This window comes from Bradyrhizobium sp. (assembly GCF_049581145.1).
Taxonomy (GTDB): Bacteria; Pseudomonadota; Alphaproteobacteria; order Rhizobiales; family Xanthobacteraceae; genus Bradyrhizobium.
This window is the reverse complement of sequence record NZ_JBAURI010001112.1, coordinates 1-25939: the sequence shown is the minus strand read 5'-3', so window position 1 is coordinate 25939 and position 25939 is coordinate 1. Positions and strand designations below refer to the sequence as shown.

The 25939-nt window shown below is 62.6% G+C and carries 24 protein-coding genes and 1 pseudogene; 14 read left to right on the top strand and 11 right to left on the bottom strand.

Translation table 11 applies throughout. The features are described 5' to 3' along the window. Positions 1 to 73: 73 nt before the first annotated feature. Complete coding sequence (locus WCB02_RS35790; RefSeq protein WP_423966227.1) at positions 74 to 2044, bottom strand: aconitate hydratase; 1971 nt, start codon at positions 2042 to 2044, stop codon at positions 74 to 76. Positions 2045 to 2320: 276 nt separating this feature from the next. Here WCB02_RS35790 and WCB02_RS35785 point away from each other — a divergent pair, with 276 nt between their 5' ends. Beyond that, positions 2321 to 2488, top strand: a complete 168-nt coding sequence (locus WCB02_RS35785; RefSeq protein WP_423966224.1) for a hypothetical protein — start codon at positions 2321 to 2323, stop codon at positions 2486 to 2488. A 12-nt stretch (positions 2489 to 2500) separates the two neighbouring features. Here the strand turns inward: WCB02_RS35785 and cpaB are convergent, their stop codons facing one another. The 3 genes from cpaB to WCB02_RS35770 form a co-directional block, all read right to left on the bottom strand. Continuing rightward, complete coding sequence (cpaB, locus tag WCB02_RS35780) at positions 2501 to 3304, bottom strand: Flp pilus assembly protein CpaB (RefSeq protein WP_423966222.1); 804 nt, start codon at positions 3302 to 3304, stop codon at positions 2501 to 2503. 232 nt (positions 3305 to 3536) lie between these two features. Beyond that, a complete protein-coding gene (locus WCB02_RS35775) occupies positions 3537 to 5150 on the bottom strand; it encodes an acyl-CoA synthetase (protein WP_423966220.1) in 1614 nt (537 codons plus the stop codon). A gap of 394 nt (positions 5151 to 5544) precedes the next feature. Continuing rightward, a complete protein-coding gene (locus tag WCB02_RS35770; RefSeq protein ID WP_423966217.1) occupies positions 5545 to 6561 on the bottom strand; it encodes a TRAP transporter substrate-binding protein in 1017 nt (338 codons plus the stop codon). Positions 6562 to 7256: 695 nt separating this feature from the next. On the opposite strand from WCB02_RS35770, the gene WCB02_RS35765 reads away from it, so the two are divergent. Further along, positions 7257 to 7961: an alpha/beta hydrolase gene (locus tag WCB02_RS35765; RefSeq protein WP_423966214.1), complete on the top strand. Its 705-nt coding sequence runs from the start codon at positions 7257 to 7259 to the stop codon at positions 7959 to 7961. Between the two features lie 38 nt (positions 7962 to 7999). Next, a complete protein-coding gene (locus tag WCB02_RS35760; RefSeq protein WP_423966212.1) occupies positions 8000 to 8257 on the top strand; it encodes a hypothetical protein in 258 nt (85 codons plus the stop codon). A 73-nt stretch (positions 8258 to 8330) separates the two neighbouring features. On the opposite strand, the gene msrA is transcribed toward WCB02_RS35760, so the two are convergent. Beyond that, positions 8331 to 8876 carry a peptide-methionine (S)-S-oxide reductase MsrA gene (gene msrA / locus WCB02_RS35755; protein ID WP_423966210.1) on the bottom strand — a complete coding sequence of 182 codons (546 nt, stop codon included), beginning with the start codon at positions 8874 to 8876 and terminating at the stop codon, positions 8331 to 8333. Between the two features lie 409 nt (positions 8877 to 9285). Between msrA and tkt the strand changes: the two genes are divergently transcribed. The 4 genes from tkt (at position 9286) to WCB02_RS35735 (ending at position 12810) form a co-directional block, all read left to right on the top strand. After that, positions 9286 to 11334: a transketolase gene (gene tkt, locus WCB02_RS35750; protein ID WP_423966208.1), complete on the top strand. Its 2049-nt coding sequence runs from the start codon at positions 9286 to 9288 to the stop codon at positions 11332 to 11334. A gap of 249 nt (positions 11335 to 11583) precedes the next feature. Then, the gene (locus WCB02_RS35745) at positions 11584 to 11922 is read left to right on the top strand and encodes a Rieske (2Fe-2S) protein (RefSeq protein ID WP_423966206.1); all 339 of its coding nucleotides are present in this window, start codon (positions 11584 to 11586) and stop codon (positions 11920 to 11922) included. Between the two features lie 59 nt (positions 11923 to 11981). After that, complete coding sequence (locus WCB02_RS35740; protein ID WP_423966203.1) at positions 11982 to 12464, top strand: J domain-containing protein; 483 nt, start codon at positions 11982 to 11984, stop codon at positions 12462 to 12464. 13 nt (positions 12465 to 12477) lie between these two features. Further along, complete coding sequence (locus WCB02_RS35735) at positions 12478 to 12810, top strand: Rieske 2Fe-2S domain-containing protein (RefSeq protein WP_423966201.1); 333 nt, start codon at positions 12478 to 12480, stop codon at positions 12808 to 12810. 19 nt (positions 12811 to 12829) lie between these two features. On the opposite strand, the gene WCB02_RS35730 is transcribed toward WCB02_RS35735, so the two are convergent. Then, positions 12830 to 13237, bottom strand: a complete 408-nt coding sequence (locus tag WCB02_RS35730) for a DUF2237 family protein (protein ID WP_423966199.1) — start codon at positions 13235 to 13237, stop codon at positions 12830 to 12832. 186 nt (positions 13238 to 13423) lie between these two features. Here WCB02_RS35730 and WCB02_RS35725 point away from each other — a divergent pair, with 186 nt between their 5' ends. After that, positions 13424 to 14389 (top strand): PDR/VanB family oxidoreductase, encoded by a 966-nt coding sequence (locus WCB02_RS35725; protein WP_423966197.1) that lies wholly within the window; start codon positions 13424 to 13426, stop codon positions 14387 to 14389. Between the two features lie 236 nt (positions 14390 to 14625). Here WCB02_RS35725 and WCB02_RS35720 read toward each other — a convergent pair whose 3' ends face one another. Then, the gene (locus WCB02_RS35720; RefSeq protein ID WP_423966195.1) at positions 14626 to 14952 is read right to left on the bottom strand and encodes a hypothetical protein; all 327 of its coding nucleotides are present in this window, start codon (positions 14950 to 14952) and stop codon (positions 14626 to 14628) included. 660 nt (positions 14953 to 15612) lie between these two features. Between WCB02_RS35720 and WCB02_RS35715 the strand changes: the two genes are divergently transcribed. Beyond that, positions 15613 to 16260 (top strand): MEDS domain-containing protein, encoded by a 648-nt coding sequence (locus WCB02_RS35715; protein WP_423966192.1) that lies wholly within the window; start codon positions 15613 to 15615, stop codon positions 16258 to 16260. Between the two features lie 6 nt (positions 16261 to 16266). Continuing rightward, the gene (locus WCB02_RS35710; protein ID WP_423966189.1) at positions 16267 to 18111 is read left to right on the top strand and encodes an ATP-binding protein; all 1845 of its coding nucleotides are present in this window, start codon (positions 16267 to 16269) and stop codon (positions 18109 to 18111) included. Between the two features lie 182 nt (positions 18112 to 18293). Here WCB02_RS35710 and WCB02_RS35705 read toward each other — a convergent pair whose 3' ends face one another. The 4 genes from WCB02_RS35705 to WCB02_RS35690 form a co-directional block, all read right to left on the bottom strand. Then, the gene (locus WCB02_RS35705) at positions 18294 to 19136 is read right to left on the bottom strand and encodes an enoyl-CoA hydratase/isomerase family protein (protein ID WP_423966187.1); all 843 of its coding nucleotides are present in this window, start codon (positions 19134 to 19136) and stop codon (positions 18294 to 18296) included. Beyond that, positions 19133 to 19417, bottom strand: a complete 285-nt coding sequence (locus WCB02_RS35700) for a hypothetical protein (RefSeq protein ID WP_423966185.1) — start codon at positions 19415 to 19417, stop codon at positions 19133 to 19135. Before WCB02_RS35700 ends, WCB02_RS35705 begins: the two co-directional genes overlap by 4 nt. Then, positions 19414 to 19866 carry a cupin domain-containing protein gene (locus tag WCB02_RS35695; RefSeq protein ID WP_423966183.1) on the bottom strand — a complete coding sequence of 151 codons (453 nt, stop codon included), beginning with the start codon at positions 19864 to 19866 and terminating at the stop codon, positions 19414 to 19416. The genes WCB02_RS35700 and WCB02_RS35695 overlap by 4 nt, the downstream gene beginning before the upstream one ends. A gap of 242 nt (positions 19867 to 20108) precedes the next feature. After that, positions 20109 to 22967, bottom strand: a complete 2859-nt coding sequence (locus tag WCB02_RS35690) for an ATP-binding protein (protein ID WP_423966181.1) — start codon at positions 22965 to 22967, stop codon at positions 20109 to 20111. 228 nt (positions 22968 to 23195) lie between these two features. On the opposite strand from WCB02_RS35690, the gene WCB02_RS35685 reads away from it, so the two are divergent. The 4 genes and pseudogenes from WCB02_RS35685 to WCB02_RS35670 all read left to right on the top strand — a co-directional run. Then, positions 23196 to 24515 (top strand): epoxide hydrolase family protein, encoded by a 1320-nt coding sequence (locus tag WCB02_RS35685; protein WP_423966178.1) that lies wholly within the window; start codon positions 23196 to 23198, stop codon positions 24513 to 24515. A 103-nt stretch (positions 24516 to 24618) separates the two neighbouring features. After that, on the top strand, positions 24619 to 25038 hold the full coding sequence (locus WCB02_RS35680; protein WP_423966176.1) for an Ohr family peroxiredoxin: 420 nt from the start codon (positions 24619 to 24621) through the stop codon (positions 25036 to 25038). A 440-nt stretch (positions 25039 to 25478) separates the two neighbouring features. After that, on the top strand, positions 25479 to 25757 hold the full coding sequence (locus tag WCB02_RS35675; RefSeq protein ID WP_423966174.1) for a type II toxin-antitoxin system RelE/ParE family toxin: 279 nt from the start codon (positions 25479 to 25481) through the stop codon (positions 25755 to 25757). After that, positions 25729 to 25939: pseudogene (locus tag WCB02_RS35670) on the top strand (hypothetical protein); the annotation flags it as partial. The gene WCB02_RS35675 and the pseudogene WCB02_RS35670, both read left to right, overlap by 29 nt.

The following is a 25939-nucleotide window of genomic DNA, read 5'->3' as shown; positions in this document are numbered from 1 at the left end:
GCTTTACCGCGCCGATGGAGACGACCTCGGGCTGTGAAACGTCGGCCGAAATCCTTTGTTCCTTCCGTCAGCCTCACGCCGCCGCGCGGGACGCGTTCCGGCGCCAATTGATCTCACCGCCGGCGAGGACGACCTCGATCTGCCTGTCCGTCAGGCCATGACGCGTCACGATCGCCCCGCTGCAATCGAGCGTGACGTCCTCGCCGCGCTGCAACATCTGACGCAGATTGTCCGCGCGCAGCACGTCGCCCGTTTGCAGCCGATCGTAGTCGGCAGGATTGGCGAAAACCAACGGCAGGACGCCATAGTTGACGAGGTTCTGCCGATGAATCCGGGCAAAGCTCTTCGCCAGCGCGATTCTCAGGCCCAAGGTTCGCGGCGCCACGGCGGCGTGTTCGCGCGACGACCCCTGGCCGTAATTTGCGCCCGCGATGACGGCGTGCCCGGATTTGCCAGGGACGGCGCGGGCGCGCTCGACGTAGGTCCGATCGATGCGCTCGAAGCAGAAACCGGCGATCTTCTGGACGTTCGAGCGATAGGGCAGAACCTTCGCACCCGCCGGCAGGATCTCGTCGGTGGAAACATTGTCGGCCATCTTCAGCAGGACCGGCAAGGCGACGCTGTCCGGAAGCGGGTCGAAAACGGGCAGCGACCGGATGTTCGGTCCCTTGACCAGCGCCACCGACCTTGCCTCATCCGGCGCGAGCGGCGGAGCGATCAAGGCCGTGGTCGCCGCGACGGGCTCCGGCGCGGCGAGGCGCGGATAGCTCATGCCAAGGGTGCGGGGATCGGTGATCCGGCCGGCGAGCGCGGAAGCGGCGGCGGTTTCCGGCGAACACAGGAACACGCTGTCATCCTCGGTGCCGGAGCGGCCGGGAAAATTGCGCGGCGTGGTCCGAAGCGAGTTCCGACCGGCCGCGGGCGCCTGCCCCATGCCGATACAGCCATTGCAGCCGGTCTGATGAAGGCGCGCGCCGGCCGCGACCAGCGCGCCGAGCCGGCCGTCAGCGATCAATGTCTCGAGCACCTCGCGCGATGACGGATTGACGTCGAATGAAACCGATGCGGGAATGCGCCTGCCGCGCACGATCTCGGCGGCGATCGCAAAGTCGCGCCAGCCGGGATTGGCGGATGAGCCGATATAGCACTGGTAAACGGATTGGCTCCCGCCCTTGTCCCTGCCTTGGGCCGCCAGTTCGCTGACCCTGACGACGTTGCCGGGGCTCGACGGCGTGGCGATCAGCGGTTCCAGCTTCGATAGGTCGATCGCATCTTCCGTATCGTAGGCACATCCCTCATCCGCCGCGATCGGGCGCCAATCTGCGGCGCGGCCTTCCGCCTCCAGGAATCGACGCGTCTCGGCATCGGACGGAAACACCGAGCTGGTCGCTCCAAGTTCGGCACCCATGTTGGCGATCACGTGCCGGTCCATCGCCGACAGCGTGTGCAATCCGGGGCCAAAATATTCGATGACCTTGCCGACGCCGCCCGCGACGCCATGGCGCCGCAGCATCTCGAGTATGACGTCCTTGGCGCTGACCCATTCGGGGAGTTCACCGGTCAGCCTGACCCCGAAAACCCCCGGCATGGCGGTCGGGAACGGTTCGCCGCTGATCGCGAGTGCGACGTCAAGCCCGCCCGCGCCGATCGCAAGCATTCCCAATGCGCCAGCCGCCGGCGTGTGGCTGTCGGCTCCAAGCAGCGATTTTCCGGGTTTGCCGAAACGCTGCATATGCACGACGTGGCTGATGCCGGTACCGGGGCGCGAGTACCACAGGCCGAAGCGCCGGCTGGCGCTTTCCAGGAACAGGTGATCGTCGGCATTCAAATTGTCGACCTGCAGGATGTTGTGATCGACATATTGCGCGCTGAGCTCGGTCGAGATTCGCTCCAGCCCGATCGCCTCCAGCGCCAGCATGACCAGCGTGCCGGTGGCGTCCTGCGTAAGCGTCTGATCGATCTTGATCGAAATCGGCGCCCCCGCTCGCATATCGCCGTCGACGAGGTGGGCGGAAATCAGCTTCTGTGTGACACTGCGTGGCATCTTACCGACCTTCTCGAACGCACCATGCCCCGGCATCATCTGACTTCTGGGCGATGCGCCGCCGTCGCAAGATGTGCTCGCGGGATAGTGAGGGTATTCCCGCTCCCGGCGACCTTTTGCTGCACGAGCTTGGAAGCCGCGAGTCGGCAAGTCATGAGGCGGCAAACCGACTCGGTTTAATTCCCGGACGGCTTCGACGATCGACGGAAGTGAGGAACGGTTCGCTCCGTTCGGGTTTTACCATAGCGGGGCTGCCGAACCTTACGGGCGTACGTCATGCCGCATATCTCGTACTGGATCGCCTACGGAATCCCCACAGTCATCCTGCTGGTTGCGCTGGTCTATGGCGCGAGCCGCGCCGGATCATTCACTCGCCGCGAGCGACGCGAGCTTGACGCCAATGCGAGAATGGCGGAACGGCGGGACGATCCGCTGAAACATTAGCACGCAGGCTGGTCACCGCCCGCACATGGGGTCGCAGTCCAGCACCTGCTGAACGCCGCTTCCGAGATAGACAGTGATCGACTTGTTTGGCCCCGACGCGACGTTGGTTTTCGCGGCATCGGCGATGCTGCGCAGCGCCAATGACAGCGTCCCGCTGAGACGCGCTTTCGCCAGGGTCTGAACCTGATCGGGGGTCAACTCCAGGGTCGCGGTTTTTCCCAGCACCGCGTTTTGCCCGTCCTTCTCCTTCGGCGCCTGATCGATCGCGAGCACCCGGATGTTGGTCAGGACGACCTGCGAAACGACGACATCGACCACCACGGAAGGATCCGCGCCTGAGCCCTTGTCATGTTTCGACAGTACGACATCGACGCGGTCATTGGGCAGGATGAATCCGCCCGCGCCGGTTTCCGCGGAAATCTCGGTCGAGACCGCGCGCATGCCGGACGGCAGAATCGCCGCCATGAAGCCGGCGCCATTGGCCTTGACCAGCTTCTGCTCGCGGATCGGCTCGCCCGCAATGAAGGGCGAGCGCGCGATCGAGCCTACGATTTCCTTTTTGGCGTCGGTGCCCTCGGTGCGGCGAATGAAGCTGCTGCTGGCTGTCGTTTGCGTCCAGGTCTGCCATTCCATGTCGTTGTCGTTGACGGTCTGGCCAAGCGCGATGTCATTTTTGGCGACGAGAATGTCGACGGTCGGGGGGCCCTGCACGACGGCCTGGACCGGGGCCTTGGTGTCCGACCCGCTGGCCAGATAGGCGGCGATGCCGCCAGCGATTAGAGCGATCGCCAGAACAATAATGCGCGCGGGCTTCATTTAACTTTACTCTCACAAGACGCCGGGCAGCGCTGCCACTGCCGTAGGCAGAGTTAACCAGCCATAAGTCAAAGCCAGGTTAATAGGATGTATCGAACGATTTGAGGTTGTCCGCCAACGGCCTCCGGGTCAGGCCGGCTTGCAGCGCACCCGACGGAGCCGCGCGATTGACGATTTCACCCGGGGCAGCAGTTTCCTTCGCAGCATCGGCTCCGCGGGCCTGGCGCCGGTCTCAGGTCGTAAAATTGCGCTGGATCGCGCGGTCGAGCGTTTCGCCGCCGGCGAAGCGCTGGCGCAATTCGCGCTTCAGCAGTTTGCCGCTCGGGTTTTTCGGCAGGCTGTCGACAAAGATCACGTGCTTCGGCACCTTGAAATGCGCCATCGCGCCCGTGCAATGCGCAATGATCGCCTCCTCGTCCAGCACCTGCCCGCTCTTGACCACAACGATCGCGGTGACCGCCTCGATCCACCTCGGATCCGGCAGACCGATCACGGCGACTTCCGACACCGCAGGCAGCCGATAGATCGTCTCCTCCACTTCCCGGCTGGCGACATTCTCGCCGCCGCTCTTGATCATGTCCTTCACGCGGTCGACGACCGTGATGTAGCCATCGGCATCGATGGTGGCGAGATCGCCGCTGTGAAACCAGCCGCCGGCGAACGCCGCCGCGGTCTTGACCGGATCGTTGTAATAGCCCGACAGCAGATGCGGCGAGCGGTGGACGATCTCGCCGACCTCACCGACCTTGACGTCTTCCATCGCGGTATTGACCACACGCGTGACGACATTGATTGCGGGCTTGCCGGCCGAGCCCGCCTTGCGCAGTTGATCCTCCGGCTTCAACACGGTGGCTAGCGGCGCAATCTCGGTTTGACCGTAGAAATTCCAGAATTTGACGTTGGGCAGGCGCCGTTGCAGTTCGAGCAGCACTTCCACCGGCATGATGGAGGCGCCGTAGTAACCTTTTTGCAAGCTCGAGTGATCCGTCGTGTCGAAGGCGGACGAACGCAGCATCGCGATCCAGATCGTCGGTGGCGCGAAGAACGAGGTGATCCCGTGGGCCGCGATCAGCGACAGGATGTTATCCGCGGCAGGCTTCGCCGTGATCAGGCTGGTTGCCCCGAGATAGATCGCGGGGCCAAGAAACACGTCGAGCTGCGCACAGTGATAGAGCGGCAGCGCATGCAGAACGTTGTCGTGTTCCGCCATACCGCCATCGACGATGCAACTGACATACTGCCACATCACGGCCTCATGGGTCAGGATCGCGCCCTTCGGCAGCGATTCCGTACCGCTGGTATAGATGATCTGCGCGGGATCGCGGCCGTCGACGGAAGCCTCCAGCGGCGAGGCATCGCCGTGGAGCAGGTCATCGAACGTGGTCATATCCTCTGGAGCGGTCGAAGGCTCCTCACCCGGCAACCAGAGCAGTTTTCCGACCGCCGAGCCCTTTGCCGCCGCGGCACGCGCCGCCTCGATGAGATCGGGACCCGCGGCCAATACCTTTGCGCCGGAATTGGCGAGGATGAAGCCGATCTCGTCGGGGTTCAGCATGAAATTGATCGGCACCAGGACCGCGCCGATTCTCGCAAGGGCAAAGCGCAGCGCGGCAAAAGCATGCGAATTGCGCGACAGCACGGCGACCCGCTCGCCCTGCGCGATGCCGAGGCCGAGCAAACCCCGGCCGAGCCGATCGCAGATCGTGTCCATCGCCGCAAAGCTCCAGACCACCCGACCGCAGACGATCGCGGTCTTGTTCGGGCAGCGCCGGGCGGACCGGCGCAACAGATCGGCGATGCTGTGCTCCCGCGCTGTCTTGATCGTGCCTGCGATATCCGCGCTCATCTCCCCCTCGTGATTATGCGTCCTCTTGCTTGCCGGCAGGCTACCTTCCACTGCCGATGAGCGTCAACCTGCACGGTTTCGCTCCGCGCGGACCGGTTACGCACGCAGCTGGCACACGTCGGAGGGAAGCTCCGCAACTTCCCGACGAGCTGGAGCGCGAGCTCTATCATCTCACCGCCACCGCGCGTGGCCATTGGGCGCCGTGCGGCCCGGCGGAACGCATCGCCGATACCCCGCCCGCGGCCATGGTTCGATGAGCGCGCCGCCGATGGCTTCAACGTCATGCCGCCTCGGCCTGCGACGGCCGGCGAACGCGTCGTTCTGGTTCAGCCATCTTGAAGTCCGAATCATATCGGCCCGCTGCTCCGAACCTCATCTCGCTCGTCCGAGGACATCAGGCCAGCTTGCCGACGGCGCCTTCGAGCACGCCCCACGCCTCGTCGCCAAAACGCCCCTTCCACTCACTATAAAAGCCGCCGTCCCGCAGCTTGGCGCGGAAGCTGTCGGGGTCGGTGCCGTTGAAGGCGAGACCTTTTACCTCGAGCTCGGCCTGCAGGCTGCCGTTCAGCGCCTTGATGTCCTCGCGTTGTTTCAGCCCGGCATCGTTGATGGCCGACGCCACGATTTCCTGCACGTCTGCCGGCAGCGCGTTCCACGCGGGACCATTGGCGATGAACCAGAAGCCGTCCCAGATGTGGTTGCTGATCGCGCAGTGTTTCTGCACCTCGTAGAGCTTCGCGACCTGGATGATCGGCAGCGGGTTTTCCTGGGCATCGACGATTTTCGTCTGCAGCGCCGCATAGACATCGGAAAACTGCAGGCTGGTCGGCGCCGCTGACAGCGCCCTGAACATGGAAATACCGAGCCGGCTCACCGGCACACGGATCTTCAATCCGTCCATGTCCTGCGCGGTTTCGATTGGCGCGCCGCTGGTCGTGATCTGCCGAAAGCCGTTGTCCCAGATCTTCTCGAAGGTATGCAGGTTCGCCTTTGCGATCACGTCGCGCACATGCGCGCCGAGCGCTCCATCCATCGCCTGCCAGACCTGGTCGTAATCCGCAAACGCGAACCCCACCGCGCTGATGGCCGCGGTCGGCACCACAGTCGCGATCACCAGCGCGGACGGCGTGAAGAAGGTCATCGCGCCGGCACGGACCTGGCTCAGCATGTCGGTGTCGCCGCCGAGCTGGTTGTTCGGAAAGATCGTGAGCGCGACCCGCCCCTTGGTCTCGGCGCTGATCCGATCGGCGGCCTCGCCGGCACGGACGTTGAGGGGATGGGTCGCCGGCAGATTGTTGCCGTATCGGAGTTCGATCTCGGCGGCTCGCGCGATCTGCGGTGTGCCGATCGCCGCTGCGGCCGGAGCGACCGCCAGACCGCGCAATAGCCGCCGTCGCGTCAATCCTGTCATCGCTTCCTCCCGGTTGATGGCAATTGATTGGTGTCTTGAGCACCTTACGCTGCTCTTGCATCGCTTCGAATGTCAAACAGCCGAGACCTCGCGGCCTCGCGGTGCTGATGGCGTCCGAGCTTTGCAAAGACGAGACCCTCTGCAAGCGAGAAGGCGCAGCAAACACCGGGCACCGGCACCCATGGTCCGCGTGCAGAAGGAAAAAGCACGCGTTAGAACCACGGGCTCAGCCGAAAATACCCGGCCTTCCCTGCTCAGTGGTTTGAACGGTTGCTCCGCGCTCTTCTCGGTGACCATCGCTTGGTTGCCACCGTCACCGGCGTGATGCGAAGCATCATGGCCAACTTGGCGCCTGCATAGGAGCGCCGGGACCACGTGGCTTGGCCGTCCGGAGATGATCGTCCGTCCGCACTCCCGAAAGAGAATGCCAGCCCCGCGCCGCCCACCACGCCCCGCCTCGCCGACGGCCTCATCCGCAGGGACGGCTTGTGCCGCTTCCTGGAAGACGGCCGCATCGAGATCGATTCCGACAGCGCTGCGCGCGGAGGGAGGGGAGAACCCGCCGGCCGGAATCTGGATCGTGGATAGACCCTTATAAATATGGGCAGATCCGATGGAAGCGTGCGGCAGAGGTGGACTGGATCGGGACGCCTGATATCATTCGGTCTGCGGAAGCGCTGAACCAGGCAACCCATATGAGTCTCGATTTCGTTCTTGTGCCAGGTCCATTGGTTCGAGCGTCGAGCTGGGAGCCTACGGCGCAGCAGTTGCGGAAATCAGGACACAATGTCCAAACTCCGGATGTCCTCGACAACCAACAATCGCCGCCGGCATGGCGTGCCTGGACGTCCCACCTGCTCCAGTGCATCACGCCGTGTCACGAACCGATCCTGGTCGGCCACAGTTCGGCAAGTCCGCTGGTCGCGGATCTTGCGCGCAGGCTGCCCTGCCGTTGCATCATCATCGTTGACGGAGAGGTGCCGCCATCACGAGGCCCAGCTTCACCCATCCGTCCCGCGCTTTTCGATTTCATCAGAAGCATCGCAGCCAGCGACGGAACGCTTCCGATCTGGTCGCGATGGTTCGCCGGCGATCCTCGGCGCACATCCCTCATTGGTCTGGACCTGCTGGCGAGAGATCCACCCGCATTCGCGGAGTTCGAGCGCGGTTTGCCAAGCCTCTCGGTCGATTGGTTTGACGATGCGATCGAGCTGGCCGACTGGGACCACGTTCCTGCCGGGTTGATTCAATGCTCGCCGATCTATGATCACGCCGCCCTGGAAGCGCGGCGGCGGGGATGGCCGGTCGTCAGGCTGGAAGGCACCCACCTCCATCCAACGCTGGAACCGGTCGAGACCACGAAGGCGCTGGTGTCGATGTCCCGGGATATGATCGGGTAATTATTTTTCACGTTGTTTTCTTTGTGAGAGCGTTTTTCATGATCGCCATCCTCGAACGGATCGACGAATACAGAACCGTCCTCGAGAGCTATTCAGCCAGACTGCTCCCATGCGTCAAATGGGAGCCTGCCCCTCGGGGTAACGTAACGGCGCCGGACGATACTGCCGACTTCTATCGCTTTTTCGCCGCCACGCCGCATGCGGAATTTCTTTATGGGGATGCGCGCGGCACACCATCGAGCACCCGAAGCGGGCGAGAGAAAGCGAATTCTCAGAGCTCAGGGATCAAGAGGTAAGCCAGATCGAGGATCTCTATGCCAGGGCCTTTGGACCGGAGTCCGAAGATGGCTGATCGATCGAAACTCTCTTTCAGGCCGCCGACCTTCCGCCGGCGCCTGATCCGACCTTCTCCGCCCGGTGCGGCAGCGTCCAGTTCGGGCGGATGAAATGACAGGTGTAGCCGTCCGGATATTTCTCCAGATAATCCTGATGCTCGGGCTCGGCTTCCCAGAACGGGCCGGCCGGGCTTACCTCGGTTACGACCTTGCCCGGCCAGATGCCTGACGCATCGACATCGGCAATGGTGTCTTCCGCGATCCGCTTCTGCTCGTCGCTGGTATAGAAGATGGCCGACCGATAGCTCGCGCCGCGGTCGTTGCCCTGACGGTTCAAGGTCGAGGGATCGTGGATCTGGAAAAAGAATTCCAGCAGCTTGCGATAGCTGATGATTTTGGGATCGAAGATGATCTCGACGGCTTCCGCGTGGTTGCCATGATTGCGATAAGTCGCGTTCGCCACGTCGCCGCCGCTATAGCCCACCCTGGTTGAAATCACGCCGGGATACCGGCGCAGCAGATCCTGCACACCCCAGAAGCAGCCGCCGGCAAGAACTGCGCGTTCCGTCGAAACCGTCATATCTGTCCTCCTCGGTTCGCCGCGGGTCGCTTCCCGCAAGCCTGTCAGGATGCTCGATGACCCCGAACGTTGCACACGGGAAGATAACCATCAACGTCCGGAATTTGAATGGCGCGCCAGGGTTCTTGACGATCACGCAATCTTGTTTCGCCCTCACGTCTCGGCGGTCGTCGCCACCGCGCAACCCGTACAGGCGCATTCCCCCCGATTTCTGATACCAACAGCCAAAGCTTCGCATTCTCGCGATGGTGCGCAACTGAGGAGTGGCGCACGGAATCCAGCAAGATCAAGCAAGCCGGTGGAACGCGCGCGAGCTCCAGCTGTTGCACGTCACGGCATTCCAAGTCCGTCAGCGCCAAAGATCATGACCGCCCGTTGGTTTTGCGCGCTGGAACAAGGATCACGCTCCATGTCAGACAGCACCGTCGCTCCCGCAAGCCGAATCATCCTGCCCAAGCCGCGCGATCCGCACCTGCGCGAGCTCGCCAACTGCATCCGGGCGCTGGCGATGGACGCGGTCCAGCAGGCCAAGAGCGGCCATCCCGGGATGCCGATGGGAATGGCCGACATCGCCACCGTGCTGTTCTCCGAGTTCCTGCAATTCGACGCCGAAGATCCGCACTGGCTCGATCGCGACCGCTTCCTGATCTCCAATGGACACGGCTCGATGCTGCTCTACGGCCTGCTCTATCTCACCGGCTACCGGGATATGCCGATCGAAGAGATCAAGCGTTTCCGCCAGATCGACAGCAAGACCCCCGGCCACCCCGAATATCGCCATGCCGACGGCATCGAAACGACGACCGGGCCGCTCGGGCAGGGCCTGGCCAACTCGGTCGGCCTGGCGCTTGCGGAGCGGATCATGAACGCGACCTTTGGCGATGCGCTGGTCAACCACCACACCTATGTCTTCATGGGCGACGGCTGTTTGATGGAGGGGATCAGTCACGAGGCGATCTCGCTCGCCGGACATCTGCGGCTGGGCAGGCTGATCGCCTTCTTCGACAACAATTCGATCACGATCGATGGCGCGACCAGCCTTGCCGTTTCCGATGATCAGACCGCGCGGTTTCGCGCGGCGCATTGGCACGTCCAGGAGATCGACGGCCATGATACGGATGCGATCCGCGCCGCCATCCGCGAGGCGCAGGCGGTGACCGATCGCCCGTCGATGATCTCCTGCCGCACCATCATCGGGTTTGGCCTGCCGACCAAGGAAGGCACCTCGAAGGCGCATAGCGACGCACCCGGCGAAGAGGAAATCGCAGGCGCCCGCAAAGCGCTGGACTGGACCGCGCCGCCTTTCGTGATTCCGGACGCCCTGCTGCAGGCCTGGCGCGGTATCGGCGGCAAGGGCAAGACCGCCCGGATGGCCTGGGCCGATCGCGTCAAGCGGGCGCCAAACGAACTGCGCCAGGATTTCGAACGCCGGACCAGAGGCGAGTTGCCGGAGGGCTGGCGGGCGGCCATCGCGACCGCGAAGCGCGAGTTTGTCGAAGGCGGCAAGGAGCTGGCGACACGGCAGGCCAGCGGCGCGGTGTTGAATCATCTGTTCGACAGGATCCCGGAGCTGCTTGGCGGCTCGGCCGATCTGACGCCCTCGAACAACACCAAGGCCAAGAACCAGGTCGAGATCCGCCCCGGCGAATACAAGGGTTCCTACTTGCATTACGGGGTGCGCGAACACGGCATGGCGGCGGCGATGAACGGCATCGCCCTGCATGGCGGCCTGATCCCCTATGGCGGCACATTCCTGACCTTCTCCGACTATTGCCGGCCGGCCATCCGACTCGCCGCCATGATGGAAGTGCGCACCATCTTCGTCATGACGCATGATTCCATCGGGCTCGGCGAGGACGGACCGACCCATCAGCCGATCGAACATCTGGCCGCGTTGCGCGCCATTCCTCATCTCGCCGTCTACCGGCCCGGCGACCCGATTGAAACGGCCGAGTGCTGGGAGATGATCCTGGCGACGCCGCGCCAGGCGGCGCTGATCGCGCTCTCGCGCCAGCCCATGCCGCTGTTGCGCCGGGAGGCCGCGGCGGAAAATCTGTGCGCCAAGGGCGGCTACGTCCTTCTGGAGGCAGACGGCGTTCCGCGCAAGCTCACCATCATGGCGACCGGATCAGAACTGCATCTCGCGGTCGAAGCACGGACGAAGCTGCAGCAAAGCGGGATCCCGACGGCGGTGGTGTCCATGCCTTGCCGGCTGCTGTTCGAACAGCAGGAGCCGGCCTATCGACGCAAGGTTCTCGGCGACGGCACCGCCCGCGTCGCGGTCGAGGCCGGCGTCGAGATATCCTGGGACCGCTACCTCGGCCCGGACGGGCGCTTCGTCGGCATGCATGAATTCGGCGCTTCGGGAAAGATCGGCGACGTCTACAAGAAGTTCAATATCACGACAGAGGCGGTGGTCCAGGCCTCGCGCGAGGCGGTCAAGGCCGCGTTCGGTTAGCCAACTCCGTTCTCGCTCCCGCTTAGGGTTTCGATGGCGCCGCGGGACCGCCGGCCCGGCACCTGCAACGCTTCGCAGGGGCCGGCATCGCGAGAAGCGATCTGCCTGGTAGCGCAACGTCGCAAAGTTGCGCGGCGAACGTCGCCTTTGCGACATTCGGCCCCCGGTTCGGGGCCTGCCGGAGGGCTTTCTGCTGGTCTGGAATTTGCGTAGTGCGGATCAGACGTTCAATTTCAGAAGGCGGCACCGATGGCGTTCACCTCGATCTGTCGCAGCAGCGCCGTGACTGAAGGGGGCATGGGCCTGTTTCATGCCGGCCGCAAGAGCGTGCTGCTGGTCTGGCCCACCGGCGGTGAACTCAAGGCCTATCGCGGGCGCTGTCCGCATGCGGATATGCCGTTGAACGACGCCACCTTCAACGGGCAGACCGTCATTTGCCCGCATCACCAATGGGGTTTCGACTGCACGAGCGGCAAGTGCGTGACCCACCTGGTGCGCAACGCGCTCCACCCCTACGCCGTGCGTGTGGAGGGCGACGAAATTCAGGTCGACGTCGGACCGACGAAGCCGGCGCGCTCGCCGGCGTGAGTTTCGGACCTGCCACGCATCGTCACAGGCAGCGTGGCTCATGCATGAAGGCGCATGGCATGGCGGAGAAAGAGCAATGGGTGGTCTGGAACGGCTCTCTGGGAATCCTTGACATGGTGACGATCGGCCATATCGAAAATCGCGAGGGCGGCCGGAGTGCCTTTCTGGCGCCGCCCTACGACGTCGTCGGGCCGTTCAGCCTTGACGAACTGCAAGCGCGGGGCCGCATCGCCTTTGGCGCGTGTCTGGTGCTGTCGCGCCGGAGATGGCAGGAGGATCAGGTCGAGCTGCGCTTCGCAGCGCGGGCAGAACGCCGAGCCTTGCCATTCCGGCTGGGCTTCAAGGATGACGACGAGGAGAACCGCGAGGTTCTGAACCTTTCGCGGCAGGGCGCGCTCGAGCCTGCGCAGATCAACGCCGCCTTCCGGCGGCTGGCCAAGACCGCGCATCCTGACGCGGGCGGCAGCGACGAACACTACCGCCGTATCGCGCAAGCGCGCGACGCTCTGCTCGCACAATTCGGCAGCTTCTCGCAGACCTGATCGAGGTTGATGGATGTTCACCAGGATATGCCGAGAGGACACGATCATCGAAGGCGGAATGCGGCTGGTGATCGCCGACGCCCATCTCGTCATTCTCGCCTGGCCTGAGAACGGCGTGGTCAAGGCCTTTCAAGGTGTCTGCCCGCACGCCAACACGCCATTCGCTGACGCCGAATTCGACGGTGCGGTGCTGACCTGCCCGCTTCACTTCTGGAGCTGGGACATGAATTCGGGCCAGCCGACCCATGAGCACGCCATCGCGCTGGCCGAATATCCGCTCAAGATCGAAGACGGCATTGTCTATATCGACACCTGTGACGTGTCACCGGCATTCGCGTCGCTTTGATCGCTCTCCGGCGTCGCCGTTACGCCAGATCGATCGCTGAACGTTTGAGATCGGCAAGCGAGCAGGAACTCAAGGCGCCCTCATGGGTCGCGCGCAGCACTACGCGGGGCGCCTGGCCTGCCTCGAAGGCTTCCTGCCAGCGCGGTGCGCACAGGCACCAGCGGTCGCCCGGCTTCAGACCGGGGAAGCCGTAGTCCGGCAACTGTGTCGAAAGATCGTTGCCGCGCGACTTCGAAAACGCCAGAAATTCGGCCGTCGCCACGATGCAGACCGTGTGGCTGCCGACATCATCGGTCCCGGTGTTGCAGCAGCCGTCCCGGTAGAAACCCGTCATCGGGCTCGTTCCGCAGGTTTCCAAAGGCTCGCCGAACACATTGCGCGGCGCGCTGCGCCGGCCTCCGCCACTGCCGCTCTCGTCCCGCAACATGAGTTCGTCCTGATTGATCCTTGGCGGCGACCGGGGAGAGCCCCTGGTCGTGCCGCCGCTTGCCATCATGGGCCGCGCCGCTGACAAAGCAAGCGAAAGCAAGCAACGGGCCGTTGCGATCGGTCCGTGGTCTTCTATTTGCAGTGCGCCTCGGGAAACGCAAATTGGCGCGACACGGAGGATGACATGACGGACGACGCCCTGCGCTCACTTGTCGTGGCCAACAAGGCCATCGAGGCCCACAACATGGTCTCGTTTGAACTGATCGATCCGGACGGCGCGGAGTTGCCTGCCTTTTCCGCCGGGTCGCACATCGATGTAACAATACAAGATGGTATCGTCCGGCAATATTCGCTGTGCAACAGCCGCTCGGACCGCCATCGCTACCGGATCGGCGTCTGGAAGGACCCCAATGGTCGCGGTGGGTCCAGGGCCCTGCATGAAACGGTAAATGTCGGCGATACAATGCAGGTCGGGCCGCCCCGCAACCGTTTCCGCGTCCCCCGCAACACCAGACGGGTCCTCCTGCTCGCCCGCGGCATCGGCGTGACGCCGATGCTGAGCATCGCCGACGACTTGAAGTCGCAGAGCATCCCGTTCGAACTGCACTATGTTTTCGCCCTGATGTCCCCCGACGCCTTCCGCGGAACCATCGATGGGTCAAATTTCGCTGCAGACACAAAGTATTATCTCGAGGACAGCAGGCAGAACCAGTTGCTCGATGCAGCCGCGGTTCTCGCCGGACAGCCGGAGGATACCGACCTCTTCATCTGCGGCGCCGACTGGTGGCTCGACCCGATCGTCAAGACAGCCACCGAGAAAGGCTTCAGCGAACAACGAATCCATGTCGAGCGTTTCACGGCGAAGCTGGGTGCTGCCGCGCTCGACAAGGTGTTCGACGTCAAGATCGCCAGCACCGGTGCGGTGTTCAAGATCCCCGGCGACAAGACGATCGCAGGCTTCCTGGAGGAAAATGGCCTCAAGATACCGACATCCTGCGAACAGGGCCTATGCGGGACCTGCAAAGTCAAGGTGCTGGAAGGCGAGGTCGATCACCGCGACAAGCGACTGTCTCCCCAACAGCGGACGGAAGGCTTCTTCCTCGCTTGCGTGTCTCGTGCCAAAGGCGACATGCTGCTGTTGGATTTGTGACAACCGCGAAGCGGCTGGTCCCGGCCGCAGCACCACCGGCAAACGACCAGCGGAGTATCATGGCGAGCGCCTACTCCACGGCCAGGCATCCGCCACACCTCCGAAGTCGGATGGCGGACTCCATCTGTCAGTCGACAGCAGCCAGCAACGGATGTCCCGCAACAGGCAGCGGAGGCCTTCGGATGACGGCGACAGGGCGAGCCGTGCAGGTCTCAGTTTGCGATAGCTTCCCACTCTTATTCCAGCGTCTCGTCGCTGTCTGGTCTTATCAGCTCGGCCGGCTTATCGTAACCGGCCCGGCTGCTGTAGAAAACAAGAGCCATCAATCCGACCCCCACCAGCAGGGAAAACACGACGCCGATCGCCATTGCCACATATCCGGCCAGAGGGACCGCTGTTCCGACCGCGGATGACCACCCGGTGCCGGCAATGATGCTCGTCCAGATCAGCAGGGACAGCAGGATGGCGATGACGGCGTAAGAGCCCGGACCCATTCCCTTGGCGCCGGAGAGCACGTTGCGCCAACCCAATTCACAACCCAATTCACCTGGAATCCATTTCATGGCAGCGCCTTTCCCCGACAACATCGGAATCCTTCAGCGGCGAGCAATCATCTCTTGAACGACGCCACCACGATCTTGCGTCAACACGAGCCCGAACGGTGAGTTACACCGCCTGTTTATCCCGGTTCGCCTGACGCACGCGCGGCGATTGATGGGCGGACAAAACTAACGGCGGCATCAGGGGTCTTCGTGGCTCGAGAACACCCGACCGTAGGGCCGCAAGCGGCACCGCTCCATTCAACGCTGGTTTCGTCGCGCCCATACGTTGGTGTTAGACAACGTCGGCCTGACCGGCGCACGACGCGCGGGACGAGCCGCCATCGCGCGACGACGCTCATCCATTGATACGAGCTGCGACATGCGCCGCTGCTGCCGAGGCAAGGCATGGGCCGCGCGGTCTGTAGCAAGAGAGGCCAAATATCAGCCGGGCAACTTATGCGTGCATGTCGACCTGCGGCGCCAAGTCACTGCCAAGTAACTGCCAAGTAACTGCCAAGTCACTGATGCCGCTCGGAGAATGCAGTCCTTCACGATTCTGCAACAAGATGCTGCAGAACAGACCGTCATTGAGGTCGCAGAAAGTTGATGAACGCCGCGGCAAGGGCGTGCCAACATCGGGTCACGCCTTGCGTGCAGATGATAATCCTGGAGGAGATCTCCGTGAAAACTGCCGCCGCACCCATTGCATTCGCCGGCTCCGAGCTCTGCGACACACGTCATGTCTGCGCGTTCTTCAACAGCGACGACGAAAAATATCGGGTCTTGCTTCCCTTCATCAAGGACGGCTTCGCATGTGGCGACAAGGCCGTTCACGTTGTCAGCCCGGAGCAACGCAGCGACCATCTGCAGCGATTGACCGCGGCCGGAATCGACCTGGCGGCCGCCGAGCAGCGTGGACAATTCGAACTGAAGACCAACACCGAGGCCTATCTCAGGGACGGTCGTTTCGATCAGGATCGGATGCTGGACGTGTTCGAGCAGCTGGCCAGCGGCACCGTCAGGGACGGATTTCCGCTCAGCCGCATCGTCTGCCACATGGAGTGGGCGGCTGACGATCAAACGCACGTCGACAATCTGATCGAGTTCGAATCGCGCGTCAACGACGTCTGGAGCCGGCATGACGATGCGGTCATCTGCGTGTACGATCTTCCGAAATTCGGAGGAGCCGCGGTAATCGACATCATGCGGACGCATCCGATGATCATCATCGGCGGCATCCTGCAGAACAATCCTTTCTACACTCCGCCGGAACAGTTCCTGCGTGAAGTTCGCCAGCGGCGAACGGGCGCTCTGCCGCCTCGACGGTAGCCTCACTTGGTCGGCCCTCCCGAAGACCAAACCAATGACATCAAGCGGCTGCAGCGCTGCATCAACGACCTGGTCTCCGTCTTCGCTCTTCCTGCCGTCTGGAGCGGCGGCGGCTCGTCGCTGATCGTTCGCACCCTGCTCGATGCGCTGCTGGGGATCCTCGACCTTGATCTCGTCTATGTGCGGTTGAGGGATTCTCCCGGTGAAGTGCCGATCGAGATCGTCCGCTTCGCTCAATCGCGCAGTGCGACGGCCGCCCCCGAAGCGCTCGGCGCGTTTCTCGACCGCTGTCTGGGACCGGATACGCGGCAATGGGCTCCGCAGGTCCAGACTCTGCCCGGCGGCGGCGAGACGTCGATGGTCCCGCTGCGGCTGGGATTGCAGGGCGAGATCGGGGTGCTCGTCGCGGGGTCGCGGCGCAGCGGCTTTCCGATGCAGACCGAGAAATTGATTCTGGACGTCGCGGCCAATCTCGCGGTGGTCGCGCTGCATGAGACCAGGCTCCTGGCCGAGCAGAAGCGACTGGCCGACGTGCTCGATCAACGGGTCGCACAGCGAACCCTGGAACTTGCCGCGGCAAATGAAGAGCTCATGAAGGAAATCGCAGAACGCAGGCGTGTGGAGCAAAGACTGCGGGAGAGCGAACTCAAGCTGCGGCAGATGACCGAAACCATTCCCGAGATGCTCTGGAGCGCCACGTCCGACGGAGCGATCGACTACTGCAACGCGCGTGTGCTCGATTATACCGGTTTCTCGACCGACGAAGTCATGGCCGGCGGCTGGTTGAAGCTGCTTCATCCCGACGACGTCGACGAGGCTGTCCGCGCGTGGATGTCCTGTGTCGCAACCGGACAGCCGTATCGGGTCGAGGTTCGCACCTTCCACGCCGCCGACCATGGCTACCGATGGTGCGTCACCAGCGCGCTGCCCTTGCGCGATGAAGACGGGCGCATCGTGAAATGGCACGGTACGGTCGTTGACATGCACGATTGGAAGCAGGCCCAGGAAAGGCTCCGGAAAACCCAGGCGGAGCTCGCGCATATCACCCGCGTGATGACGATGGGAGAATTGACCGCATCGATCGCTCACGAGGTCAACCAGCCGCTCGCCGCCATCATCACGAACGGGGGGACCTGCCTGCGGCTGCTGGGTCGGCCTGACGTCGATATCGAGACGGTTCGAAAACTCGCAGGCCGCGTGGTTGCCGACGCGCGGCGGGCTGCCGAAATCATCGATGGCATCCGCGCGATGGCAAGCCGGCGCGCGTCCGAGCACACATCGCTTGCGCTCGACGATGTCATCCAGGAGTCGATCCTGTTCCTGCGTCCCGAATTTCAATTGAAGGGCGTCACGGTCTCACTCGATTTGACGCCAGGACTTCCTCGGATTGCGGGCGACCGCACCCAGCTGCAGCAGGTGATCATCAACCTCGCCATCAATGCGGCCCAGGCCATGACGGCGTCGGGCGGACGAAGCATTCTGATTCGGACCACGTCGCAGCCCGGAGCAGTGTGTTGCGCCATCGAGGACAGCGGTCCCGGGATTGAGCCGACCCTTCTGCCCCGCCTTTTCGACAGTTTCTTCACGACCAAGGAAAACGGCATGGGGATGGGACTGCCGATCTGCCGGTCCATCATTGAAGCGCATGACGGTCAGATTCATGCGGACAATCATTCCGCGCTCGGCGGAGCACGCTTCAGCTTTACCCTGCCGGCCACGGCCGTGCACGAGCTGCCAAGCGCGCCGTCTGCCAGAAAGCCGCTCACGGCAGCCGCGAATCAACACCCGCGCTCTTTCGGGGGTGTTACCGAGACCTCGCCCGACAGCGGCTTCAAACGCACCGGCCAATAGCCAAACCGGAAACGACGGTCGTCGCCGCAAGCCCTTGATGAACTGGGGGATCGGTCATGCTCGCCATTGGGCGGCCGTGAGCGACTGCGTGGGCGTTGCGTCCATTGCGGGCGCCGCGAGGCGCTCTTTTCATCCGCATCGGCGCCCGCAAAGCGGCGCGCAGCGCCGATACAGGACTACGATCAGTCGGGCCGCATCACCATGCCGTTGCCGTCGGCCCGCCCGAAGGAAGGGAGGTACCGGCCGAAGTTCAGTTCGAAGTCGCTGGGAACACCGTAGCCGATACCGCGGATCTTGGCGCGGCGCGCCTGCGCGCTGGGCCCCGCCAGGATCGAGAAGATCATGTCGTTGCTCGACTGAAGCTCGCCGGCCGTTGGCATTCCGAACCGATTGATCTGCGCCTTCGCGGCGGCGAGCACTTCGCGGTCGAATGAGGCGAGACGCCCGGCAAGCGCATCGACGAACGAGTCGAGGTCGTTGTCGTCGAGCGCGCGGTTCACCCAGCCATAGCGCTCGGCGATATCGGCATCGAAATCGTCGCCGGTAAGCGCGATCTCAAGTGCCCGCGAGCGGCCGACCAGCCGCGGGAGCCATTCCAGCGCTCCGCCGCCCGGAATCAGTCCGACGCCAACCTCGGGGTTGCCGAACAGGGCGTTCTGCCGGCTGGCGAAGCGCATGTCGCAGGCCAGCACGAACTCGTTGCCGATACCGCGGGTACGGCCGCGAATTTTGGCGATGCTCGCGACAGGCGCGGATGAGAGGCGCAGCACAAAGTCACGCCAAAGGTCCAGCACGTCTGGCTGTCTGGCCGCTTTTGCTACGTCAAGATGGGCGACGAAGAAATCGGGATTGGCCGATTGGAACACGACGGCCTTCACCGACGGGTCGGCCTCGATGTCCGTCATTAGCATTCTCAACTCGTCGATCGTTTCGGGAACGAACATGTTGATCGGCGGATTGCTGAAGGTGATCGTCCACCGCCCCGGATGGGTGCGGTCAGTCGTGAGCTGCGAAGTGTTGGTCATGGCACGTCTCCTGGTTTGGATTGGCAGACAAGCTTGCGTTCAAGTTGGCCTCGGTGCTGGTGGTCGCCCCGACGGTAGCGATGATGCATTGCATAGAAGACCCGAAGATTTTGCCTCGCGCGCGGGGCGTTCAGGATCTGCAACATGTGAGGAACGCAGCCATTTGCTTCGGCAACGGCCCGGATGCGGCCCCACGGATTGCCTCTCTTGGAAATGAAATCGTTATACGGATCGATCACGAGAAGCGCCGTGATCTCTCTGTCATACGGATGGTGCGTCATGGCGTCCCTCTCCTCCTGGATTGTGAAGACTCCGGCTCGCCGTCTGGCACAGACCGCCACTTCACCAATGTCAGCGGAGGTTTTCCTTTTTCGACGACGTGGATCGCAAGCTCGGCCGTATGGTTGCTACCGACGTTCCTCGCCGCATGGACCGTGCCGGCCGGAACAAAAAACACCTCGCCTGCCTTGATCGTCACCGGTGGCTTTCCTTCGACTTGGTATTCGAGTGAGCCCTCCATGACGTAAATGATCTCTTCGCCTGGATGGGTGTGCTTGCCGAAGGCCGCTCTCGGAGCGACGTCAACGGGCACCTGGATGGCCTCTCGCCCGGTCGTCCCCAGACCATGCCGCGGCAAATCGGTTCGCGTGATTCCGGTCTGGGCCATCGCCGCGTGCGTCAGCATCGTTGTTGCCACGATCCGCGCTATCTTCAGGAATGGACGGGACATACTGGTCTCCTCAGGTTCGGGTTTCGTGGGCCCAACCAGGACAGGGCTGGTGCCCGACCGGTTGATGGCCCGTCATCCTTGCGCGGACCTGAGAGAATCACCCGTTATGGGTCGTTAGCTGGCGTTAGCTGCTGCGAGCACCCGAACCCGATGGGACGAAGAGGGGTGTCGGGAGCAACCGAGAGCAGTCGCATGATCGAATGCGGGCGCTTGTCCGCGCCGGCCTGCTGATCGCCGAGGGATCATTTCAACGTGGCGAGCAGCCCTTCTGCGGCTTTCAGCTCGGCCGTTTCAAATCCTTCGCTGAACCCTTGATAGACCGATCGCAGCAGCGTCCGCGCGTTGTCGGACTGGCCGTTGTCGGCCAGGAGCTTGGCTAGGTCTCGCGCCGTTCGCAATTCCCATCCGCGTGCACCCTGGTGGCGACTTAACTGGAGCGATTCATTGAAGCAAGTCTCCGCTCCCCGCAGGTCGGGTTCGGTCATGGACAGCAGAAGGCCTGCCTTCATGCGCAACAATTCCGGCATATAGAACATCTCGCCGCTGGTTTCGGCCTGCCGAAGACTTTGCTCGATGAGGGCCTTGCCTTCGTCGGACCGCCCGATCACGGCAAGACCTTGAGCGAGCGCCATGTTGAATTCTATGGTGAGCACCTCATGGCGCGATGCGTGAAGGCGTTCCAGTATGGCCTGCAGATCGTTGACGCCGGCCCTGGTGTTGCCTCGCAGAATCTCCAACTCCGCCTTACGACCTCGTCCGATCGCCACCAGAGGTCCCAGGGCATTTGCTTCGGCAAGGGAAAGCGACAAATCGGTATGGTGGAGGGCGCCGTCGAAATCGCCAGCCCAGAGCGAAACCGAGGCTGCGCCTGCCAAAACCAGCGCCAACGCTGCCGGATGACCCATGGCTCCGGACGCTTGCACTCCCTGGCGTGCAAGGTCGAGCGCCTGGGTCGGGTAACCTTGCAGCCACAGTGTCCGTGCCAGCGAGATATATGAATAATAGTGGGGATCGTAGCTGAGGAGGATCGGCCCGCGATGGGATTGCGAGAATATCTTCATCAGGGAATCGAGTTCCGCACGTGAGCCGGCAAGGTCACCGGCAGTCTGAAGCGCTCGTCCCAACATGGCGTGGGCTAGCGCCTTGACTGCCAGATCGTCGGACGTCTCGGCGATAGCCCGGCAACGTCTGGCGCATTGCAGCGCTGACTTGAGATCTCCTTTGCGAGCATGGAAATAACGTTCCATGTTGAGTATTCCGGCTTGATGGGCCGTGTCGCCGTGTTCCTTGGCAATCGCCAGGCTTCTTTTCAGGGCGTCACTAACGGAGCCGCTTTCTCCGTACATTTGCGAAGACGAGAAGCCAAAGGCCGCCTGGAGATGCATCTCGTCGAGGCCGCCGGCAGAGGTCTCATCGAGAACGAGGATGGCTCGCTGCGACCATCGGTGACATTCCGGAAGCAGGGACATCGCAAGAAAGACCTGTACCGCAGCGGCGGCAAGCGGAATGCCAACCCTGGTATTTCCCCCCGCCGAAAAGCACCATTCGAGTGCCGCCCGAACGTTGTTGATGCCGGCGAAGTGTGACGCTCGCTCGATTCCGCTCGACGAATTCGGCGATCCCTTCCCGCTCTGCTCCAGCCAGCGGCGAAAGTAGGCTGCATGCCGTGTCGCGAGCTCGGCAGCCTCGGCGTCGTCGATGCTGATCTCCAGCGCATAGGCGCGCGTCGTGTCTAGAAGCCGGTAGCGCATCATCGCCCCCAGGGGGCTCGTTGCCACGATCGACTTGGCAACGAGACTGTCGATGGCGCCGAGAATGGTCGAGCTGTCGAAAACAGCAGCCTTGGTGACAACTTCCAGCGCCGCGTCCAGGGTGAAATGGCCGACGAATATAGCAAGCCTGCGAAGCACCGCGCGCTCCACTTCCGTCAGGAGCCCGAAACTCCAATCCAGCGTTGCCTGCAGCGTCTTTTGGCGTGGTGGCGCGGTTCGCGATCCTGACCAGAGCAGAGCGAGGCGCTGATTGAGAAGGTCCGCGGTTTGCTGCAACCCATAGGATTCGACGTGTCTTGCCGCCAGTTCGATTGCGAGCGCCACTCCATCGAGCTTTCGACAGATGTTTGCGACGATCGGGGCTTCCTTGTCGCTCAAGTGTAGACGTGCGCCGCTCGCCACGGCGCGCTCGACGAACAGCTGCGTAGCCGGGAACATCCGAACTGCGGCCGCTGTAAGCTCCGGATCGTCCGGTGGGCATGCCAGCGCATCCAATCGGTAGATATGCTCGCCTTCGACCCGAAGCGCTTCGCGGCTCGTTGCGAGAATATGGACCTGCGGCGCTGAGTCGAAGATGCGCGCCGCCAGCGACGCTACCGTTTCGACAAGGTGCTCGCATGTGTCGAGGATCAGCAGAATTCGCCTATTGCGCAGGTAGGCGATCAGGCTCGGCGTCGCGTCATTCGATTGAACCGAAAGTCCGAGCATGGAGGCGATCCCCGCGGTCACAAGATTTGGCTCGGCGAGCATTCCCAGATCGACGAACAGCAGGGCGCCCGAGAACGTCTCGATCAGCCGATGTCCGACCGCGACCGCAACGGTGGTTTTGCCGACACCGCCGGCACCCACGATGGTGACGAAGCGTGACGCGTTCAGTTGGGCCGAAAGCCTCAGGACGTCCTCGTCCCGGCCAACCACGCGACTCAAGCGGTTTGGAAGATTGGCGTGCGGAAAGTCAGCCGCAACGACAGGCGCGGCATCCGGCGGACGATCCGGTCGCGACACCGGCGCGACGAAGCAATATCCGCGTCCCGGCAATGTCGTGATGTATCGGGCGTCACCCTGCCCATCGCCCAGCGCTTTGCGCAGGCCATTCATGTGAAAGCGCAGGCTGCCTTCCTCCACGATGACATCGGGCCAGACCCGCGCAAGCAAGTCCTTCTTGCTCACGATCTCGTTCGGGGTGGAGGTCAGGACGACCAGTATATCGAGCGCACGCGCGCCCAATTCGACGGGGACACCCTCTTTGGTCAGAAGACGCTCGTTGACCAGCAATTTGAAGGGGCCGAACGACAGACCGTCCTCGGTCGGTTTGATAGCCGTCGCCATACAGACCTCTGTGAACGCGCCTGCCCAGCTGGATGTCGTGAGATTACGATCCTTCCTGCAAACCACAAAGGGTCGGGCCCCGGGGTCGAAATTTACACGAAACGACAACGGTTTAGCGGCAGCTAACGAGCCATAACAAAGCCTAACGGGTGATTTCGTCCTCACGGGGATAGGTGTGGGGCCGCACGCAAGCGCCGCGAGCAAACCATCAACCCCAGGAGAAACACCATGGATACCATCAAGACCTCCAAGACAATCGATCAGGGTCGGGGCCGGCTGTTGGGCACTGCCGCTCAAGGGACCACTGCCATCGGCGCAGTGAGCCTGCTTCCGTCAGAATTGACGGCCGCGCCGGCGAACGAAGCCATCCGCCGCTTCGGCAGCGTCAATATTCCCCAAGATGCGCTCGTCGACCTGCGACGACGCATTCTTGCGACCCGTTGGCCCGATCGGGAGACGGTCAATGATGCGTCCCAAGGCGTGCAGCTCTCGACGATACAGGCGCTCGCGCGCTACTGGGCGACGGAGTATGACTGGCGAAAAATCGAGGCCAGAATAAACGTTCTGCCGCAGTTCATCACCGAAATCGATGGGCTCGACATTCACTTCGTTCACGTTCGCTCCAAACACGAAAACGCGTTGCCACTGATCGTCACGCATGGATGGCCCGGCTCGATCACTGAGCAGATGAAGATCATCGATCCGCTGACCAATCCCACGGCGCATGGCGGCGACGCGTCCGATGCTTTCCATGTGGTGATTCCGTCCTTGCCCGGCTACGGGTTTTCCGGCAAGCCGACCGCCACCGGCTGGGACCCGGCCCATATTGCACGTACCTGGACTGTGCTGATGAAGCGCCTCGGATACACGAAATTCGTCGCGCAGGGAGGCGATTGGGGTGCGATCATCACTGAGCTGATGGGCGTGCAGGCGCCGCCTGAATTGCTCGGCATTCACACCAACATGGCCAACGTAGTCCCACTCGACATCGACAAGTTGGCGTTTTCGGGCGCGCCGGCACCGGCGAATCTCTCGGCCGACGAGAAGCTTGCCTATGACCGGTTGAGCCTCGTTTATGCGAAGGGCATCGGCTACGGCTTCCAGATGGGGTTGAGGCCGCAGACGCTGTACGGACTGGCGGATTCTCCGGTCGGCCTTGCGGCCTATTTCCTTGATCACGACGCGCGCAGCTATGAGATGATCGCACGCGCCTTCAAGGGGGAAACCGAAGGCCTCACGCGAGACGACGTCCTCGACAACATCACGCTCACCTGGTTGACGGATTCGGCGCTCTCCGGGGCTCGCCTCTATTGGGAGAACAAGGGGGCATCATTCTTCGCCGTTAAGGGCGTCGTCGTACCGACGGCGGTAAGCGTTTTTCCTGACGAACTGTATCCAGCTCCGCGGAGCTGGGCAGAACGGGCCTATCCCAATCTCATCCACTACAACAAGGTCGAAAAGGGCGGTCATTTCGCCGCCTGGGAACAGCCGAAGCTTTTCACCGAAGAGCTTCGCGCAGGCTTCAGATCGCTGCGCAAATCAGCTTGAAGACTACGCCACGTCAGCAGGGATGCTGCCCTCGGGGCTCGCGACCATGACGCGCGCGAGTCTCGATATTCTTTGCTGAACCATTACTCCAAAAAGAATGACCATGAGACATATTGCAAAGCTGCTCCACACGGCCTGGACCGAGACCACAGGCGATCGCGATAACGGCGCCTCGCGCAGCTCTGATGGCCTGCTCGACATCAGGCTTTCGACGCCCGGTTCGGCGCGGATCGGTACCAACCCGGAGCAACTGTTGGCCGCCGGCTGGTCAGCCTCTTTTGCAAGTGCGATCGCGCTTGCGGCTCGCAAAACAAAAATCACGCTTCCAGCGAAAGTCAGCATCGACGCTGAAGTCGACCTGAACCTCGGGGATAACGGCTACTTCCTCTGCGCGCGGTTCAACGTGACGATCCCGGGTTTGGCAAGCCACGTCGCAAAAGACCTGATCGATGAAGCTGAGGAACTTTGTCCGTACTCAAAAGCCACGCGCGGAAATGTTGAGGTGACGGTCACGCTGGTCTGAGCGAGATCTCCGATTGTCGTATTGATGAACTCTATCGGGCGGTTTGAGCGCTGGGATTCGAAGCGGCGGCTGCGCCGCTTTCGATGCCACCCACAAATCCTTTGGAAATTGCCCAGACTAAGTCCCGGACTAAACGCAAATTCTAGTCTGAGGCCATTTTAGGCCGCTCTGAAAATCGATGATTTTTGAATGAGATAAATGGCGCACCACGGCCGATGAAGATGGGCAATATTGCTTCGCCGTGGCGCTATGATGCCGCAGCCTGCCACACGCTCCAATCGGCAATATTGCGACGGCCTGCGAATTCGCGCTACGCCTTCTGAAGTTGGACATGCCGAACGCCGCGCTTGACGGAATTGCCTTGCGTCCTATAAGGCAGTGTCGTACATGTGGGCCATGAAGGTTGTCGCCACGCTCGGCTATGACCGCCGGGCGCGCAGGTGTTCACCCAGACAGAGCGGACCGCGGCGGAACTCGAAATCGCGCTGGCGCCGACCGCCTGGCCGGTGATCCGTGGCACCGGTGGTGCCCGCAAGGCGCGGGCGGCACGCGGGGGACGAGGTAAGAGCGGCGGAGTGCGGATCATCTACTTTGTCGTGAGCCGCCGTGGCGTAATCTATCTGATCGATATCTATGCCAAGAGCGAAAAGGAGGATCTGACCGATGCCGAGAGGCGTGAAATCCGCAAGCTTGTCGCCGCGCTCGAAGCAGAAGGGTAGCGCGCTTGGTCGCCGCCTTGTTGCCGGCTTCTCAGAAGCGCTGGCGCATGCGCGGGGCGAAATCGAGCTGCCGAGCTACACGGTAACGGTGCCGGATCAGGTTGACGTTGCGAAGCTCCGGCATCGCCTGGGGCTGTCGCAAAGCGGCTTCGCGCGTGCCTTCGGCCTGGACGTGACCGCAA

What these genes read in the sequence shown, in the direction of transcription:
- WCB02_RS35770 (WP_423966217.1), bottom strand. Translation starts at nt 6,561, where the DNA reads ATGACAGGATTGACGCGACGGCGGCTATTGCGCGGTCTGGCGGTCGCT.
- WCB02_RS35680 (WP_423966176.1), top strand. Translation starts at nt 24,619, where the DNA reads ATGAGACATATTGCAAAGCTGCTCCACACGGCCTGGACCGAGACCACA.
- WCB02_RS35720 (WP_423966195.1), bottom strand. Translation starts at nt 14,952, where the DNA reads ATGAAATGGATTCCAGGTGAATTGGGTTGTGAATTGGGTTGGCGCAAC.
- tkt (WP_423966208.1), top strand. Translation starts at nt 9,286, where the DNA reads ATGTCAGACAGCACCGTCGCTCCCGCAAGCCGAATCATCCTGCCCAAG.
- WCB02_RS35685 (WP_423966178.1), top strand. Translation starts at nt 23,196, where the DNA reads ATGGATACCATCAAGACCTCCAAGACAATCGATCAGGGTCGGGGCCGG.
- WCB02_RS35760 (WP_423966212.1), top strand. Translation starts at nt 8,000, where the DNA reads ATGATCGCCATCCTCGAACGGATCGACGAATACAGAACCGTCCTCGAG.
- msrA (WP_423966210.1), bottom strand. Translation starts at nt 8,876, where the DNA reads ATGACGGTTTCGACGGAACGCGCAGTTCTTGCCGGCGGCTGCTTCTGG.
- WCB02_RS35790 (WP_423966227.1), bottom strand. Translation starts at nt 2,044, where the DNA reads ATGCCACGCAGTGTCACACAGAAGCTGATTTCCGCCCACCTCGTCGAC.
- WCB02_RS35735 (WP_423966201.1), top strand. Translation starts at nt 12,478, where the DNA reads ATGTTCACCAGGATATGCCGAGAGGACACGATCATCGAAGGCGGAATG.
- WCB02_RS35690 (WP_423966181.1), bottom strand. Translation starts at nt 22,967, where the DNA reads ATGGCGACGGCTATCAAACCGACCGAGGACGGTCTGTCGTTCGGCCCC.
- WCB02_RS35725 (WP_423966197.1), top strand. Translation starts at nt 13,424, where the DNA reads ATGACGGACGACGCCCTGCGCTCACTTGTCGTGGCCAACAAGGCCATC.
- WCB02_RS35695 (WP_423966183.1), bottom strand. Translation starts at nt 19,866, where the DNA reads ATGTCCCGTCCATTCCTGAAGATAGCGCGGATCGTGGCAACAACGATG.
- WCB02_RS35700 (WP_423966185.1), bottom strand. Translation starts at nt 19,417, where the DNA reads ATGACGCACCATCCGTATGACAGAGAGATCACGGCGCTTCTCGTGATC.
- WCB02_RS35765 (WP_423966214.1), top strand. Translation starts at nt 7,257, where the DNA reads ATGAGTCTCGATTTCGTTCTTGTGCCAGGTCCATTGGTTCGAGCGTCG.
- WCB02_RS35785 (WP_423966224.1), top strand. Translation starts at nt 2,321, where the DNA reads ATGCCGCATATCTCGTACTGGATCGCCTACGGAATCCCCACAGTCATC.
- WCB02_RS35705 (WP_423966187.1), bottom strand. Translation starts at nt 19,136, where the DNA reads ATGACCAACACTTCGCAGCTCACGACTGACCGCACCCATCCGGGGCGG.
- WCB02_RS35730 (WP_423966199.1), bottom strand. Translation starts at nt 13,237, where the DNA reads ATGTTGCGGGACGAGAGCGGCAGTGGCGGAGGCCGGCGCAGCGCGCCG.
- WCB02_RS35775 (WP_423966220.1), bottom strand. Translation starts at nt 5,150, where the DNA reads ATGAGCGCGGATATCGCAGGCACGATCAAGACAGCGCGGGAGCACAGC.
- WCB02_RS35745 (WP_423966206.1), top strand. Translation starts at nt 11,584, where the DNA reads ATGGCGTTCACCTCGATCTGTCGCAGCAGCGCCGTGACTGAAGGGGGC.
- cpaB (WP_423966222.1), bottom strand. Translation starts at nt 3,304, where the DNA reads ATGAAGCCCGCGCGCATTATTGTTCTGGCGATCGCTCTAATCGCTGGC.
- WCB02_RS35740 (WP_423966203.1), top strand. Translation starts at nt 11,982, where the DNA reads ATGGCGGAGAAAGAGCAATGGGTGGTCTGGAACGGCTCTCTGGGAATC.